15 protein-coding genes are annotated in these 16,328 nt (G+C 59.6%); 4 read left to right on the forward strand and 11 right to left on the reverse strand.

Annotation, left to right across the window (positions count from 1 at the left end):
* Both ccoO and ccoN read right to left on the reverse strand, forming a co-directional pair.
* Positions 1-609 (reverse strand): cytochrome-c oxidase, cbb3-type subunit II, encoded by a 609-nt coding sequence (gene ccoO, locus ACA069_RS09930; RefSeq protein WP_339495618.1) that lies wholly within the window; start codon positions 607-609, stop codon positions 1-3.
* A 10-nt stretch (positions 610-619) separates the two neighbouring features.
* The gene (ccoN, locus tag ACA069_RS09935) at positions 620-2,044 is read right to left on the reverse strand and encodes a cytochrome-c oxidase, cbb3-type subunit I (protein ID WP_497617249.1); all 1,425 of its coding nucleotides are present in this window, start codon (positions 2,042-2,044) and stop codon (positions 620-622) included.
* A 95-nt stretch (positions 2,045-2,139) separates the two neighbouring features.
* Here ccoN and ACA069_RS09940 point away from each other — a divergent pair, with 95 nt between their 5' ends.
* Positions 2,140-2,820 (forward strand): alpha/beta family hydrolase, encoded by a 681-nt coding sequence (locus ACA069_RS09940; protein ID WP_497617250.1) that lies wholly within the window; start codon positions 2,140-2,142, stop codon positions 2,818-2,820.
* Positions 2,821-3,816: 996 nt separating this feature from the next.
* Positions 3,817-4,182: a DUF6124 family protein gene (locus ACA069_RS09945; protein WP_401265547.1), complete on the forward strand. Its 366-nt coding sequence runs from the start codon at positions 3,817-3,819 to the stop codon at positions 4,180-4,182.
* Positions 4,183-4,249: 67 nt separating this feature from the next.
* Here the strand turns inward: ACA069_RS09945 and ACA069_RS09950 are convergent, their stop codons facing one another.
* The 4 genes from ACA069_RS09950 to inhA form a co-directional block, all read right to left on the reverse strand.
* A complete protein-coding gene (locus ACA069_RS09950; protein WP_401265549.1) occupies positions 4,250-4,723 on the reverse strand; it encodes a hypothetical protein in 474 nt (157 codons plus the stop codon).
* A gap of 239 nt (positions 4,724-4,962) precedes the next feature.
* Entirely contained in the window at positions 4,963-6,528 is a 1,566-nt protein-coding gene (locus tag ACA069_RS09955; RefSeq protein ID WP_497617253.1) for a methyl-accepting chemotaxis protein, read from the reverse strand.
* 102 nt (positions 6,529-6,630) lie between these two features.
* Positions 6,631-7,422: a CPBP family glutamic-type intramembrane protease gene (locus tag ACA069_RS09960; protein WP_489878682.1), complete on the reverse strand. Its 792-nt coding sequence runs from the start codon at positions 7,420-7,422 to the stop codon at positions 6,631-6,633.
* 217 nt (positions 7,423-7,639) lie between these two features.
* Positions 7,640-8,326 (reverse strand): isonitrile hydratase, encoded by a 687-nt coding sequence (inhA, locus tag ACA069_RS09965; RefSeq protein ID WP_187680919.1) that lies wholly within the window; start codon positions 8,324-8,326, stop codon positions 7,640-7,642.
* Positions 8,327-8,415: 89 nt separating this feature from the next.
* On the opposite strand from inhA, the gene ACA069_RS09970 reads away from it, so the two are divergent.
* Positions 8,416-9,387 (forward strand): GlxA family transcriptional regulator, encoded by a 972-nt coding sequence (locus ACA069_RS09970; protein ID WP_497617256.1) that lies wholly within the window; start codon positions 8,416-8,418, stop codon positions 9,385-9,387.
* Here ACA069_RS09970 and ACA069_RS09975 read toward each other — a convergent pair.
* From ACA069_RS09975 to ACA069_RS09995, 5 genes are all read right to left on the reverse strand, one after another.
* Complete coding sequence (locus tag ACA069_RS09975) at positions 9,384-9,773, reverse strand: hypothetical protein (RefSeq protein WP_489878684.1); 390 nt, start codon at positions 9,771-9,773, stop codon at positions 9,384-9,386. The genes ACA069_RS09970 and ACA069_RS09975 overlap by 4 nt on opposite strands.
* A gap of 378 nt (positions 9,774-10,151) precedes the next feature.
* Positions 10,152-11,978, reverse strand: coding sequence for a glycoside hydrolase family 15 protein (locus ACA069_RS09980; RefSeq protein ID WP_497617258.1), 1,827 nt, complete (start codon positions 11,976-11,978; stop codon positions 10,152-10,154).
* Positions 11,971-12,771: a glucose 1-dehydrogenase gene (locus ACA069_RS09985; protein ID WP_187680924.1), complete on the reverse strand. Its 801-nt coding sequence runs from the start codon at positions 12,769-12,771 to the stop codon at positions 11,971-11,973. Before ACA069_RS09985 ends, ACA069_RS09980 begins: the two co-directional genes overlap by 8 nt.
* 129 nt (positions 12,772-12,900) lie before the next feature.
* Entirely contained in the window at positions 12,901-13,905 is a 1,005-nt protein-coding gene (locus ACA069_RS09990; RefSeq protein ID WP_497617260.1) for a terpene synthase family protein, read from the reverse strand.
* Positions 13,906-14,087: 182 nt separating this feature from the next.
* Positions 14,088-15,221: a cupin-like domain-containing protein gene (locus ACA069_RS09995; protein WP_497617261.1), complete on the reverse strand. Its 1,134-nt coding sequence runs from the start codon at positions 15,219-15,221 to the stop codon at positions 14,088-14,090.
* A 129-nt stretch (positions 15,222-15,350) separates the two neighbouring features.
* Between ACA069_RS09995 and ACA069_RS10000 the strand changes: the two genes are divergently transcribed.
* Complete coding sequence (locus ACA069_RS10000) at positions 15,351-16,088, forward strand: thioesterase II family protein (protein ID WP_497617263.1); 738 nt, start codon at positions 15,351-15,353, stop codon at positions 16,086-16,088.
* The last annotated feature ends 240 nt before the right edge of the window (positions 16,089-16,328 follow it).

Here is a 16,328-nt window from a genome sequence, read left to right on the forward strand (position 1 = left end):
TCACCTCTTGCTCTTGATCGCAGTGCCGAGCACTTGCAGGTAGGAGACGAGGGCATCCATTTCGGTCTTGCCCTTGAGGCTGGCCACCGCACCGCTGATGTCGTCGTCGGTGTACGGCACGCCGAGGGTGCGCAGGGTCTTGAGCTTGGTTTCGGTGTGGCTGCTGTCGACCGCTTGCGTGACCAGCCATGGGTAGGCCGGCATTTTCGACTCGGGCACGACGTTGCGCGGGTTGTACAAGTGCGCACGGTGCCAGTCATCCGAGTAACGCGCGCCGACCCGGGCAAGGTCCGGACCGGTACGTTTCGAACCCCACAGGAACGGGTGATCCCACACGCTTTCACCGGCCACCGAGTAGTGCCCGTAGCGTTCGGTTTCGGCGCGGAACGGCCGGATCATCTGCGAGTGGCAACCGACGCAGCCTTCGCGGATGTAGATGTCGCGACCTTCCAGTTGCAGCGCGGTGTAGGGCTTCATGCCTTCCACCGGTTTGTTGGTGACGTCCTGGAAGAACAGCGGGACGATCTGGGTCAGGCCGCCGATGCTCACGGCGAACACCATCAGCAACATCAGCAGGCCGACGTTCTTTTCAATCGTTTCGTGTTTCATGGCGGACTCCTCAGGCCATCTGCGCGGCGGCAACGACGTCAGCAGGCTGCGAGGCCCGCACGGTGCGCCAGGTGTTGTAAGCCATCAGGAACATGCCGCTGAGGAAGATCGCCCCACCAATCAGCCGCACGACAAAACCTGGGTGGCTGGCCACCAGGGTTTCGACGAAGGAGTAGGTCAGCGTGCCGTCCTCGTTCACCGCACGCCACATCAGGCCCTGGGCGATGCCGTTGACCCACATCGAAGCGATGTAGAGCACGGTGCCGATGGTCGCGAGCCAGAAGTGCGCGTTGATCAAACCGATGCTGTGCATCTGCTCTTTGCCGAAGACTTTCGGGATCATGTGGTACAGCGCGCCGATCGAGATCATTGCCACCCAGCCCAGAGCGCCAGCGTGAACGTGGCCGATGGTCCAGTCGGTGTAGTGGGAGAGGGCGTTGACGGTCTTGATCGCCATCATCGGACCTTCGAAGGTCGACATGCCGTAGAACGCCAGCGACACCACGAGGAAGCGCAGGATCGGGTCGCTGCGCAACTTATGCCACGCGCCCGAGAGGGTCATCATGCCGTTGATCATGCCGCCCCAGCTCGGTGCCAGTAGCACCAGCGACATCACCATGCCCAGCGACTGTGCCCAGTCCGGCAGCGCGGTGTAGTGCAAGTGGTGCGGGCCGGCCCAGATGTACAGGGTGATCAGCGCCCAGAAGTGCACGATAGACAAACGATAGGAATACACCGGACGCTCGGCCTGTTTCGGCACGAAGTAGTACATCATCCCGAGGAAACCGGCGGTGAGGAAAAAGCCCACGGCGTTGTGGCCGTACCACCATTGCACCATCGCGTCGGTCGCACCGGCATACACCGAGTAGGACTTGGTGAAACTCACCGGCAATTCCAGGTTATTGACGATGTGCAGAATCGCCACGGTGATGATGAACGCACCGAAGAACCAATTGCCGACATAAATGTGCTTGGTCTTGCGCTGCATGATCGTGCCGAAAAACACAACCGCGTAGGCGACCCAGACGATGGTGATCAGGATGTCGATCGGCCATTCCAGCTCGGCGTATTCCTTGGAACTGGTGTAACCCAGCGGCAGGCTGATTGCCGCCAACAGGATTACAAGCTGCCAGCCCCAGAAGCAGAACGCGGCGATTTTCGGCGCAAACAGCTGAGTCTGGCAGGTGCGCTGCACCGAGTAGAACGAACTGGCGAACAGCGCGCAGCCACCGAAGGCGAAGATCACCGCGTTGGTGTGCAGCGGGCGCAAGCGGCCGAAACTGGTCCAGGGCAAATTGAAGTTGAGTTCGGGCCAGACCAATTGAGCCGCGAGAAAAACCCCGAGGCCCATGCCGACGATGCCCCACACCACCGTCATAATGGCGAATTGGCGGACCACCTTGTAGTTGTAGGCGGTACTGATAGAAGTGTTCATGGTTCCCCATCCACGGTTCAGCCGAAGTGAGCGCACGCAGAAAACGCTGCGAATCCTTCGTCTGGAGTTATAGGCAGACTAAAAGCGAGGCAAGCATGGACAAACAGCACAAGGCCAGTATTGACGGGGATCAATGGGCGCAGTGCGTACGTGATCATGGGTGGTTATGGGATGCGGCTGTGGGTGAGGCTTCGGCGACGTTGATCCTTGCGCATGGGGCGGGTGCGCCGATGGATAGCGAGTGGATGACGGATATGGCTGGGCGCCTTGCTGGGCTTGGGGTGAACGTGTTGCGGTTCGAGTTTCCGTATATGGCGCAGCGGCGGGTGGATGGGGGCAAGCGGCCGCCGAATCCTGCGGCGAAACTGCTTGAGTGCTGGCGTGAGGTTTTCTCTGAAGTGCGACGTCATGTCACTGGGGTTTTGGCGATTGGTGGGAAGTCGATGGGGGGGCGGATGGCGAGTCTTTTGGCCGATGAGTTGGGCGCTGATGCCTTGGTTTGCCTGGGTTATCCGTTTTATGCGGTGGGCAAACCGGAGAAGCCGCGGGTTGAGCATTTGGCTGGTTTGCAGACGCGGACGTTGATTGTGCAGGGGGAGCGGGATGCGCTGGGTAATCGTGAGGCGGTTGAGGCTTATTCGTTATCGCCGAGTATTGAGGTGTTTTGGCTTGTGGCGGGGGATCATGACCTGAAGCCGCTCAAGGTTTCCGGGTTTACGCATGAGCAGCATTTGGCCAGTGCCGCGCAGAAAGTAGCCGAGTTTCTCAGCAGCTGACCGAGCTGGTCTGAGATTTTGAACTGCATGAAGATCTGCTCCCTTTCCCCTCGCCCCCATGGGGGAGAGGGCTGGGGTGAGGGGGATCGATTTCAGTCACGACATATTTTTTGGGTACATATCCATTGCTGCGGTAACGGCCACTTAGGGTTTCGCCCTGACGGCGACTCACTTTTTTTACAAACGCCTAAAAAAAGTAAGCAAAAAAACGCTTGCTCCTACGTGCGGCCCGCTCGCTGGGGCTCGGGGTTCCTTCGCTCCGGGATCGATCCGGGCGCAGCGTCTCCGGTTTGCTGCGCTGCACCTCCTCTCGCTGTGTTTGGCTTCGCCAAACGGTCGCTGCGCTCCCACGCCCAGATCGATCCCTCCACTCAGCCTTCCGACGTCGCCCGTGGATCAAGATCAAAAGCCGCAGCCGAGCTAACGCTCATCCTTTGAGTGGGGCGGCATGCGCCGCGTGCGGGGTGTACTCATTCTTGTGGGAGCTGGCTTGCCAGCGATGGCGGCCTGCGAGCCGACCAATCTCTTGCTGGTGTACCCGGCGCAACTGTAGGAGCGAGCCTGCTCGCGAAAGCGGCCTGACAAACAACATCAAAACAACAGGCCAACTTCCCGCTTTTTCTGCCCATAAACGCAATCCCGCGAGCACGTTTAAACTACACAACCCGTTACGCCATCGGGCCTACAACACCTTGCGCCGTTACCTACGCGTACGCCAGAATCCGCCGGCTTACACGGCTATGCAGTGGGCTATATCGTTCCCCTGTCACTGAAAAACAGTGATCGGGTTTGGTAGCCCGCTTCGAAACCGTCGTATGGCGTCACCGTAAGCAGTCCCTTTTTGGGGCTCAGATTTTTATGGTGGACATGCGTGGGGCTCACTCGTGAGCGCCGGGTTTCCCGTTTCGACCGGTCTACCAACCCACGTATGGCCACCACCCAATCGTTTGGTAGCGAGGGTGATGGCTCCTAATATTCGAAACTGGAGTTACACCAATGTTCAAAATCACACCCAACCCACCGCACACCGATCCGATCCCCCACGACCCTGCGCTCGACCCGCAAAAGGTAAAAGAGGCAACCGATCGCGCCCTCGACTACTACCTCAAACCCGAAGACCTGGCGGCTCCGCCAAAATCGCCCAAGTTTCGCCCCGTGTTTCTCGTTGACCCCACGCTGGATGACGAAACCCTGCTCGTCGAAGCCTGTGAATCGCTGTCGTACGCCCATGCCATTGCCGGTAATATCGCCAACTCGGTGGGTGGCCCGGAGCGCAAACCGCTGCTGGCGCTGCAACAGGTGATCATGCTGAACGAGCTGTTGGTCAATCGACTATTGGATAAACTCCGTTTGCCGCAATAGTTGCGAAGCCGATGAGTGGGGCGTTTGCCCCGCTCATCGCACAGAAGCCGTACCGCCTAATGCTGATTCATTGATCGGTTCTTGTCAGTTTGAACGTTCCGTTCGGCCACAAACGATAACCTTCGGATTTGAACGTTGCGGTGAAGTCACCGGTGACGGTGCCTGTTGTCCGGTCCAGTCTGATTGTAAGTTCCGCGTCATCGGCATCGACTGTTGCGAATCCCGTGAAACCCGGTGGGGCAGGTATCGAATGGATATGGGCAACATGCAACCCTTTGCCGTCATTCAGTTTGTAGGTGTACTCCATCAAATCTTCATCGAGATAAGGCACGCTCAGAAGAAAGCTAAAGTAGTTTTCTTCGTCCAACGATCCGGTCGAACCGGCAAAGACCCAACTTTCTTCGCCGGTAGGCGCGAAGACGCTATAGGCGAACGAGCTGTGTTGAGCGTTGATGGGCTCAGCCCCGAAACTCCAGTGAAAATCATTGGTGGCGGGCTGGAAACTGTTTTGCTTCGTGATGAAAATGCACTTCGCGCTCATGATGAAATCCTTCTCCGTGTATGAACAAAGACAGGTGAGAACACCTGGGTGCCATTGAAGGTTCTTTAATGAACGCGCGTCTACTGTAAAACCTGACAGCTAGACAGCGTCGGGCAAGTGTGGATGCGTAGGCAAACCAAGGTAGTCAGCGAATTCCGGCTCTGGCGCCATCCATTTCCGACCTGCAATAAAAAACCCGGAAGCTTTCGCTGTCCGGGTTTTTGTTATCGCCAGTTCAATCAGCGGTTAAACCGCTCCACCAACGAATACTGCGTATTGGCCGTCTTCGTCAGCTCTTCACTCAGCAATGCCGAGTTGTGCGCCTGTTCCGAGGTCTGATCCGCCAGTTCCGAAATATTGCTGATGTTGCGGCTGATTTCTTCGGCCACCGCACTTTGCTCTTCGGTCGCGGCGGCGATCTGGGTGGTCATGTCGGTGATGTTGGCCACCGCTTCGCTGATGCCGACCAGTGCCTGATCCGCTTCCAGGACTCGCGCCACACCTTCTTCCGCCTGGCGATGCCCGGCTTCCATGGTTTGCACGGCGCTCGAAGCAGTCTGCTGCAACTTGGCGATCAGCGCATGAATCTGCCCAGTCGATTCGCTGGTGCGTTGCGCCAATTGACGCACTTCGTCAGCCACCACGGCAAACCCACGGCCCATCTCGCCGGCACGGGCCGCTTCGATGGCGGCGTTGAGGGCGAGCAGGTTGGTCTGGTCGGCGATGCCTTTGATCACGTCGACCACGCCGCCGATTTCGTCGCTGTCCTTGGCCAGTTGGGTCACGGTCAGGCCGGTTTCACCGACCACCACCGACAGGCGCTGGATGGCTTCGCGGGTTTCGCCGGCGATGTCGCGGCCGCGACCGGTCAGGCGATTGGCCTCTTGAGTGGCATCAGCCGTGCGCTGCACGTGGCTGGCGACTTCCTGAGTGGTTGCGGCCATCTGGTTGACGGCGGTGGCGACCTGTTCGGTTTCCACGCGCTGACGTTCCAGGCCGGTAGAGCTGCTGTGCGCCAGTCGGTCGGACTGTTTGGCCTGATCGGTCAGGTGTTCGGCGGTGTCCTGCAGACGGGTCAGGCAGGTTTTCAAACGGGCTTCCTGGCTGAGGATCGACATTTCCAGACGTGCCTGGGCGCCACGGCTGTCGGTGTACATCTGCGCGATCAACGGGTCGGACGTGGTCTGCCCGGCCAGACGCAGCAGGCGTTTGAGCCCGCGTTGTTGCCATTGCAAACCCATCAGGCCCAGCGGCACCGACAGACCGGCCGCCAAAGCAAAGCCCCACTGCGAGTTCAGGGTTGCGCCGATCACGAAACCCAACTGACTCACCAGAATGAACGGCAGCCAGTCTTGCAGCACCGGCAGCCATTTATCGCTGGAAGGGATCGCCGACTTGCCCTGGTTGATGCGTTGGTAGAGCGCTTCGGCACGGCGGATCTGTTCGGCGGTGGGTTTGATCCGCACCGACTCGTAACCGACCACTTGATTGCCTTCAAACACCGGTGTCACGTAGGCGTTAACCCAGTAGTGGTCCCCGGACTTGCAGCGATTCTTGACAATGCCCATCCATGGCAAGCCTTGTTTCAGTGTGCCCCACATGTGCGAAAACACCGCGGCCGGGGCGTCGGGGTGACGAACCAGGTTGTGCGGCGCGCGGATCAGTTCCTCACGCGAAAACCCGCTGATCTCGACGAAAGCGTCGTTGCAGTAGGTGATCATGCCCTTGGCGTCGGTTGTGGAAATCAACCGTTGCTGAGCCGGGAAAGTCCGTTCGCGTTGTGTGATGGGCTGGTTATTACGCATGGTTTTTCAATCCGCAAGGCTTTGAAAGGTTGTCGGCGGTGTCAGCTTTTTATTGAAATTTTTTTTCAGATTTATGTACGGCGTCGCAAAACCGGCCTTGCTTCAGCCCGCGAGCATCGGATAGGTGAACAAGCCGAAATGCAGCAGGTTCAGCCCGAAATGCGTGGCGATCGCCGCGCCGAGTCCGCCAAAACGGTAGGCCAGACCATAGCCGACACCTGCCAGACCCGCCAGCAACACCCATGTCCAGCCAGCGCCGATATGCGCCAGTGCGAACAATGATGAAGCCAGCAGCAGGGCGAGATTTTCGCCGTATGGCAGGTGCTTGAAGCGTCGGCTCAGGCCGCCCTGTATATAGCCGCGAAACAGCGCTTCCTCGACCAGCGTCACCAGCAGCAGATTATTCAGCACCCACAGCCACGCCTGATCCGGCCACTTCGGCGCCCAGGCGATCACGCCCAGCAACACAGCCCCGCCGAGGGCGAGGATCGCGCTCAAGGTCAGGGCGAGAGCGCTGGCGTACACCGTCAGGCGCAATGAACGCCGCTCGACAATCCATGGGCAGACCAGCAACAGCCAGAGGCCGATCAGCGGTTTGTCCTGATTCAGGTACATCGAGAACGGTACGGCGTTGTCGGTGAAGCGTTGCGGGTCGATGGCGCGACCGTTGTAGAAACCGGGCAACCAATGCAACGCCAGCGCCAACGCCAGAACGACGAACAGACCGTGACCGAGATAGCGCGCGACCGGCACGTGTTGCTGACGTACGGCAAAACCGGCGAAGAGCAGAAGCCCGACAGAAATCAGCGCGAGCCAGCCGAGTTGGCCGTAACTCAGCGCCAATCCGTAGCCGATACCGAGAAGTGCCAGATAAAGCCATGGCAGAGACTTCATGGAGGGTCCTTGTGCAGATTTTGTGGAAGGGCTTTCTACACGGACGGGCGGCGGGGGACAAGTGAAGGTGAAGAGCAAAGCAGGGGCTGAAGCCAGTGACAGCCGACCTGTAGGAGCTGCCGAAGGCTGCGATCTTTTGATCTTGATCTTGAAAAAGCCAAAGTCAAAAGATCGCAGCCTTCGGCAGCTCCTACAGGGTTTTGTGGATGGCTGAGGATCAGCGCAAGTTGAGTTTCGCCGCCGCGCGCCCGGTGATTTCCGTGCGCAGTTTCAACGATGGCGCCGCACGCAGCCGGGCTTCATCGACGATTGCGCTCGGCGCTGTATCGGGGCTGCCGGCATTGAACGGCGGTGCCGGCGCGTACTCAAGTTGCAACTGCACCAGTTGCGCCGTATCGGCATCAACCAGTTCAGCCGCCAGCACCAGCGCAAAATCGATCCCGGCAGTAATCCCGCCACCGGTAAACAGATTGCCGTCACGCACCACCCGATCCTTCACCGCAATCGCGCCCAGTGTCGGCAGCAGATCGTGATACGCCCAGTGCGTGGTTGCGCGTTTGCCTTGCAGCAGGCCCGCCGCGCCAAGCACCAACGAGCCGGTGCACACCGACGTCACGTAACGCGCCTGCGCCGCCTGACGTTTGATGAAGCTCAGCGTCTGCTCATCTTCCATCAGCGGCCCGACGCCACCGCCACCGGGCACACAGATCACATCCAGATCCGGACAGTCCTCGAACGTGGTGGTCGGCTTGAGCAGCAACCCGGTGCTGGCGGTGACCGGCATCAGATCCTTCCAGATCAGATGCACCTGCACGCCCGGCAGCGAAGCGAGCACGTCGTATGGCCCGGTCAGATCCAATTGCTGAACCTGCGGAAACAACAGAAAACCGATCTGCAGCGTCATCGTTCTTGCTCCATTAAAAGGGGTGGACGGCTTCACTGTAGGCGCGTAGGTTTTGGCGCATACGCCAATTACCCCACGAATTACGCCAAATGCCCAAAGCCATCCACGTACTCGCGTTTGCCAACATGCAGATCCTCGATGTCACAGGTCCCTTGCAGGTATTCGCCTCGGCCAATGATCTCGCCCGTCAGCGCGGCTTGCCGGTTCCTTATGCGCCGTCAGTGATTGCCAGCGAGGGCGGGGCGGTGATGTCGTCGGCGGGGTTGGCGGTGCTGGCCGAACCGTTACCGGTGGAGCCGAGCGATACGCTGATCATCGCGGGCGGCTGGGGGATTTATTCCGCCGCTGAAGATGTGTCACTCGTGGACTGGGTGCGGGAACACGCCGCGAAATGCCGGCGCGTGGCCTCGGTGTGCACCGGGGCATTTTTGCTCGCGGCCAGTGGCTGGCTCGACGGTCGTCGCGTCGTCACCCACTGGACCCGTTGCGAGCAACTGGCGCAGCAGCACCCTAACTTGCAAGTCGAGGCCAATCCGATCTTCATCAACGACGGCCCGGTCTGGACTTCGGCAGGCGTCACTGCCGGCATCGATCTGGCGCTGGCCATGGTCGAGGAAGACCTCGGCCGCGACATCGCGCTGGACGTCGCCCGGCATCTGGTGGTGTTCCTCAAACGCCCGGGCGGGCAGTCACAGTTCAGCGTGACGTTGTCGCTGCAGAATCAGGGCAATCGTTTCGATGACTTGCATGCCTGGATCGCCGAAAACCTGACCTGCGATCTCGGCGTGCCGACGTTGGCCGAACAAGCCGGAATGAGCGAACGCAGCTTCGTCCGCCACTACCGCGCCGACACCGGCCAGACCCCGGCGCGGGCTATCGAGTTGATCCGCGTCGAGACCGCGCGGCGGCTGCTCGGTGATACCGGGCTGCCGGTCAAACGAATTGCTGCCAATTGCGGGTTTGGCAGTGAAGAGACATTGCGCCGCAGTTTCCTGCGCGCTATCGGCGTGACGCCTCAGGCTTATCGGGAGCGGTTTTCGGCGAGTGCCGCTGTTCCTTAAGCCTCAGCTTCCGCCACCTGATTGAAATACTTCGTCCGATCCGGGGTAAACGTCACCACCATCTTCGTCCGTGAACACGTCAGCGAGCGCTCATCACTCAAATCGATATCCAGATCTTCTCCGCGCAACCCTTGCCATTGGGCGAGGTATTTCAGTGAGCCGTACTTCTCGTTTTTCTTCAGGCTGCGGCTGACGCCACCTTTCCAGCCGAGCACCGGCAATTCACCCGCGAGGCATTGTAGAGCGAGGTCGGGGAAGCGGGTGGCGCGCTGGCGGCCGATTTCCCAGCATTTGATCAGGCCTTTGTCGGCGGCTTCCCACAGTTGGGTGCGGGTCAGGCCGGTGCGCAGGGGGGAATTGATGGTGCGCTGGACGTGCTGGGACATTCTGGTTCCTTGAATTCGGGTTTTGTTGGACAGCTCCGCTGTGCCCGTTGCGTTGGATGGTAGGGGCGGATGTAACAGCTGGCAACAAGGTATTTCAGGGTGTAAGTGCAAGTTGCGGGGGGAGGGATTGAGTGGTGGTGTTTAGCGAATGTAGGAACTGAGCCGCGCAACTGTGGTGAGGGGATTTATCCCCGACCGGCTGCGCAGCAGTCGCAAAGTCAGTGAATGCGGTATTTCTGGAGGATTGCTTGTGGAGGGTTTGGGGCTGCTTCGCAGCCCATCGGGGATAAATCCCCTCGCCACAGGGAGTGACTGATTGTAGGAATTAGTCTTGCTGCGAGTGGGAGGTGGCAAATGTCCGACAGACTCCGATGACAATTACGGCTGCCACTCACTCTTTTCCCCACTCAAGCGCCTATCGAGAAAACTCGCTGCACTGATCAATGCCAGATGCGTCAGCGCCTGGGGTGTATTGCCCAGATGCCGCCCATGACTGTCGAACTCTTCGGCGTACAGCCCCAACGGATTGGCGTAGCGCAGCAGTTGTTCGAATTCCAGATGGGCCTTTTCCACTTGCCCGGCACGGGCCAGGCATTCGACATACCAGAATGAACACGCAGCAAACGCGCCTTCAGTGCCGGTCAAACCGTCGATGTTGGCGTCATCATTGCGGTAGCGATAAACCATGCCGTCGCGCACCAGCGTCTTTTCGATGGCCTCAAGCGTCGACAGCCAGCGCGGGTCCTTCGCGCTGACGAAACGCACCAGCGGCATCAACAGCATTGAACCATCCAGCGCAGTGCCGCCCTTGTACTGCACGAAATGCCCGCGTTCTTCGTCCCAGAAGTTGTCCCAGATGTCGGCGTAGATCGCTTGGCGAGTCTGATCCCATTGCGCGAACGGTGCCGGCAGCGAGCGCTTCGAGGCCAGCCGAATCGCCCGGTCCAAAGCCACCCAGCACATCAGCCGCGAGTGCAGAAAGTGATGTTGCTCACCACGCATTTCCCAAATGCCTACATCCTTGGTCTGCCATGTCTCACAAACCTGATCGACCACTTCGCGCACGTGTTTCCAGCCTTCGTGGGAAATCGCGTCACCGTACTTGTTGACCAGATACACCGCGTCCATCAACTCACCAAAGATGTCGAGCTGGATCTGGTCATACGCGCCATTGCCGATCCTGACCGGTTGCGCACCGCCATGGCCTGACAGGTGGGTCAATTCGGTTTCAGGCAATTCCTGACGACCGTCGATGGAGTACAGAATGTTCAGTGTCATCGGTTGGCCACAGCAATCGCTGACCCGTCCGCGTAGCCAGCCCATGTAGGCGTTGGCTTCACTGACGAAACCCAGACGCATGAACGCGTAAACCGTGAACGAGGCATCGCGGATCCAGGTGTAGCGATAGTCCCAGTTGCGCTCGCCGCCGGGGGTTTCCGGCAGGCCGAAGGTGGCTGCGGCGAGGATCGCACCGTGTTTGCGTGAGGTCAGCAGCTTGAGCGCGAGGGCGGAGCGGTTGACCATTTCCCGCCAGCGTCCGCGATAAATCGACTGACCGATCCAGTCGCGCCAGAACTTCAGGGTGCGCTCCATGCAGAAGTCTCCGGCACCTTCGGCAAAGCGCGGATCGTCGGTGGCGCCGAGCATGAAGGCGGCGGTCTGATTCTGTTTGAGGGTGAAGCGGGCAACCGCTGCATCTGCGTCGACTTGCATGGGCTGATCCGAAGCCAGACGCAGTGTTGGTTGCCCTGTGGCACTGAACACCACGTCTTTTTGATCCAGCTGCGCACGGGTGTCGGCGCGGGAATAGTCGTGACGAACGGCGCAGCGCATGTGGAACGTCGCCTCGCCACTGACCACCCGCACCCGGCGCATCAGCAGTGGCAAGTCATCTTCACTGTCGCCCACCGGCAGCATGTCGGTGATTTCCACCACGGCATATTCACTGAGCCAGCGGGTTTGCAGGACGTTGGTGTCCGGCAGGTAAATCTGCTCGCGGCGGGCATCGGGCAAGTCCGGCGCCAGTTGAAAAATCCCTGCGTCAGGGGTGTCCAGCAGCGAACAGAAAATCGATGGGCTGTCGAACTCCGGCCAGCAGAAAAAATCCACGCTGCCCTTGTCGTTGACCAGTGCCGCACTGCGCATGTCGCCGATGATGCCGTGGGCGTCGATGGAGCTTTGTCGTTCTGGATGATGCTCAGCCATTGCCGCGAAACTCCGGATAGAGGCTCATGCCGCCGTCGATAAACAGGGTGGTGCCGACGATGTAATCGGCGGCATCGGAAGCGAGAAACACCACCGCGTTGGCGACGTCTTCGACATCGCCGATGCGACCGTAGGGAATCAGCTCAAGCAGTTTTTCGCCGGCCGCGCCTTCGGTGGCTTCTTTATTGATGGCCGTGCGAATCGCACCCGGCGCAATGCCGTTGATGCGAATGCGCTGATGGCTGACTTCCTGCGCCAGAGACTGCATCAACAGATCGACGCCGCCCTTGGACGCCGCGTAATTCACATGCCCGGCCCAAGGGATGCGCTGGTGCACCGAACTCATGTGAATGATCTTGCCGGCGGCCCGGGACACGCCTTCGCGCACGCCCTGGCGGTTGAAAATCCGCAGGGCGGCGCGGGCGCAGAGGAACTGGCCGGTGAGGTTGACGCCGATCACGGCGTTCCAGTCCGCCAACGACATGTCCATAACCGCCGCGTCTTTTTGCAGACCGGAATTGGCCACCAGAATGTCCAGCGAACCGAAGGCGTCGAGGGTCTCGGCGAACAGCCGTTCTACGTCATCTTCCTTTGACACATCGGCGCGAATGGCAATCGCCTGACCGCCGTCGGCGATGATCTGCCGGGCGAGTGCTTCGGCGGGTTCGGCCTGGCGGTTGTAGTTGATGACCACGGCGGCGCCGGCAGCGGCAAGGGCTTTGGCGGCGGCGTGGCCGATGCCGGAGCTGGCGCCGGTGATGAGGGCAACTTGGCGGGCGAGGGAAATCTGCATGAGTGTCAGGGCCTGAAGCGTTAGTCTTGAATAGCTGACTGGCCGGCGCAGGCGAGAGTTCAGTGAAAAAATAGCTGCCCCTGCCAGCCCAATGCGCTTTGAGGGGGCATCGCGTATTAAAACGATCGCTCAGATGTGATAACGCGAACTGTGTTTATGCCATTCCCGATTGCCCGCAATCCAAGTGGTCAAGCCGTTCAGATAGCGTTTGGTCAAAGGCGTGGCCGTGCTCAGCAATTGCTTTTCAAGCGTTACGTATTCCTGCATGACGGCATCATGAATATCCGCCGATTTATCGATGGCATCTTGAAGCGAGCAGTCGTGTCTGGCCGCCAGCAGGTAGGGAAGCTTGAAGTCTCCCGTTTCCTTGAGGTGCTCTTTGTAAGCGGAGTACAAGTCGTTGACCAACGTCGTGGCCAGTGCTGCCAGCGCGCTGATGTGGTGAATCTCCGGCTGGGAATACAGGTTGGCGGGTACTTCGTATCCCCCGATAGCATCAATCAGAACCTGACAAGGCCAGAAACTGTTGACCTGTCGGCTGGCCAGGTATTCCGCGATGGTGGGTTGGGTGCCATAGATACGCCACGGAGCTTCGGCAGCCATGGTGACAAACATGGCAATGGTGATTTGCCGGACTCGAGCCACTTGTGAGGGTGTGCAGAAATGACCCACGCGTGTCATGTAAGACAGCAATCCTCTGATCACCGGGTCGCGCGATTGTTGTTGCGAGAGTTCTTCATCGAAAGGCGCAGGCAAATAAACCGGGTCGATCGCCGTGATGGCGAACGACAGCATTTGGGCCACATTCTCAGGGCGGCCGCCAAGCGATTGGTCGTCACAATAATGGTCATCCACCGCGAACAATGCCGCGAAACACTGCGCTGCGAGCAGCAACCTGTCCGGATCGTCCGTGTCGGCATGGCACAACATTGCATAGCGGCCGAAGTCACTGGCGCGCAGTTTCTCGTGTTTACCGGCAAAGATACCCACGCTCGGTATCCACGCCATCAGACGCTCGTTGACCTCCTGGCCCAACGCCTCATCAATGCGTGTGGGTGGAGGGCAAAAGAGTTCGCGCACGACAAAGGGTGCAATTGCGCTGCGTGGTTGTGACGAGATCGTGGGCTGATTCATGGTGTGCTCCTGTTATCGACGCTGACTCAGGACACTGAACGCAATAGTCGGGTCCGTGCTTGACGGGCGAGTTCCTGCGTAAGTAACGGTGGGAATATAAATGCGCTTTGTCGGGAGAAAGCACACCTGTCAGGTCTGACAGGTGTGCAGGTTTTGCGACGGGTGGTGGAGTCACTCGCGGCTTACCAACCGCGCCCCGAGTTGACCCAGAAATTCACCGACAACGAGGTCGACACCGACTCGACCTGATGGAACCAGCCTTCCGGCAAAAACAGCAAATCTCCCGCCTCAAGTGTCACGCGCAGAAACGTCACATCCCGCGCCGCCGGGAAGCGTTCGTAGTCCGGCGCATCCGGGTTGAAATCGCAGCCATCCAGCCCGCCCTTGGGCGCGGTCGACCAGGTGCCGAGCGCTTCACGATGATGCGGTGCGGCGAGGGTGAATTTCTTCTGTCCCCACACCTGCGCAAACAGATTGTCGGTGTCATCGCGATGCAGCGGCGTCAGCGTGCCTTTGGGGCCGATCCAGATGCGCGGCGTAATGAACTGCGAGGGATCGAAGTAGCCCGGGTATTTGATCTGCTGCATCAATTGCGCCGGCAGAATGTTGTTGCCCATGTAGGCCGGCGGTTCGCCGTCTGTGCCTTTGGCTGCAGGCTTGTCCAGCGAAGCAATGAAGTCAGCCATGGAGGTGGAGCGGAAATCGCGCTCGGTGGAAAAGGTTTTCTTCACGTAATCGCCATGGCGGGTGATGCCTTGCAATTCGGCGAAATGCACCAGCGACTCTTCGCGACTCAATTTGAACAACGGCCAGTCATGCAGCGCGTTGCTGATCACCACGGGAATGCCATGGGGCAGATAGCGGCTCTTGAACTCGGTCACCGACAGCTCGCTGCGCGAACGTCGCTCGACGTTCAGTTGGGTCGGCAGGCCGGCGGTGAGCTTTTCACTGAAGCGCGGCGGCGTCGGGTAACGCTTGTTCATGTCGACTTTTTCCGCCACGGCGCCGCCGTGCATCGCATGCTCGATGATCTGCGGCAGCAGGGTCGCCAGGCCCATGTTGCCGCCGATCTTCAGGCGACCGCTGGCGAACAGTTCTTCGACGTTGGCCATGCCGCCCATGATCCCGAGGAAGTCGCGCTCGGCGACTTCGATGGTCACGTCAGGGCTCGCGTGTCGGCCAGACACGGTGCGACTGCTGGCCTTGACCTCGGACCAGTAGGCCTGCTGCGGGCCAAACACGAATTGAAAAACGCCTTCGATGCCGACGGCACCGGCATTGGCGAACAACTTGCCCAGGATGCTCTGCAGGTCCACGGTGAATCCTCATTATTGGTTTTGGCCTGAACAGTTAACGAGCGCCTGTGCAGAGGATTTAGCGGGCGCCGACTAATTTGATCGGGCCGCGATCCGTTTCTCTCTACAGACGAATTTTTTGAGGGGAGCGTGGTGACCAAGCTGACTCTGCTGTGCCTGCCGTACTCCGGCGCCAGCGCGATGGTCTACAGCCGCTGGCGGCCGAAGATGCCGCAATGGTTGCACTTGCAGCCGGTGGAACTGCCGGGGCGCGGCGCGCGGTTCGACGAGCCGCTGCACACCGACATGCGAGCGCTGGCGATGCAATTGGCCAAGGAATTGCGCCCGACACTCAAGACCCCGTACGCGCTGTTCGGTCATAGCCTCGGCGCGTTGCTGGCCTGCGAAATGGCGCATGCCTTGCGCGCGCTGGGATGTCCGGAGCCGGTGGCACTGTTTGCCTCGGGCACGGCGGCGCCTACGATGCGCGCCGATTACGATCGCGGCTTTGCCGAGCCGAAAACCGATGCCGAGCTGATCGAGCAGTTGCGCACGCTCAACGGGACGAGCGAGGAGGTGCTGGCCAATGCCGAGCTGATGAGCCTGACCTTGCCGATCCTGCGGGCGGACTTTCAGTTGTGCGGCAGGTTCGAACCCTTGCAGCGACCACTGCTCAACTGCCCGGTGCATGTGCTCGGCGGCAAGGCTGACCGAGCCACCACCGAGCAATTGATCGGCTGGAGCAAGGAAACCCGTGGCAGCTTCTCGGTGGACATGCTGGCCGGTGGGCACTTCTTCATCCATGAGCACGAAGCCAAAGTGCTGAAGGTGATCAAGGATCAACTGGATGTGCATCATCGCCGGCATGCCATGGCTGCAACAGCCTGACCAACGCCGTTTCCCCTGTAGGAGCTGCGGCACGCTGCGATCTTTTGATCTTGATCTTTAAAATCAAAAGATCGCAGCCTCGTTTCACTCGACAGCTCCTACAGGGAGCTGTACACAAAAAATCCCAGCCCCACCTCCCGCCTGACAGTTGTTCTCATTCGCTAATTTTTCCGGTCTGCATTCGTTTTATAGGGACGACGTGCCTTTGTGCTGCCTGCCTACTGATCCGGATGCCAAGAA

This window comes from Pseudomonas sp. LBUM1652 (assembly GCF_059716105.1).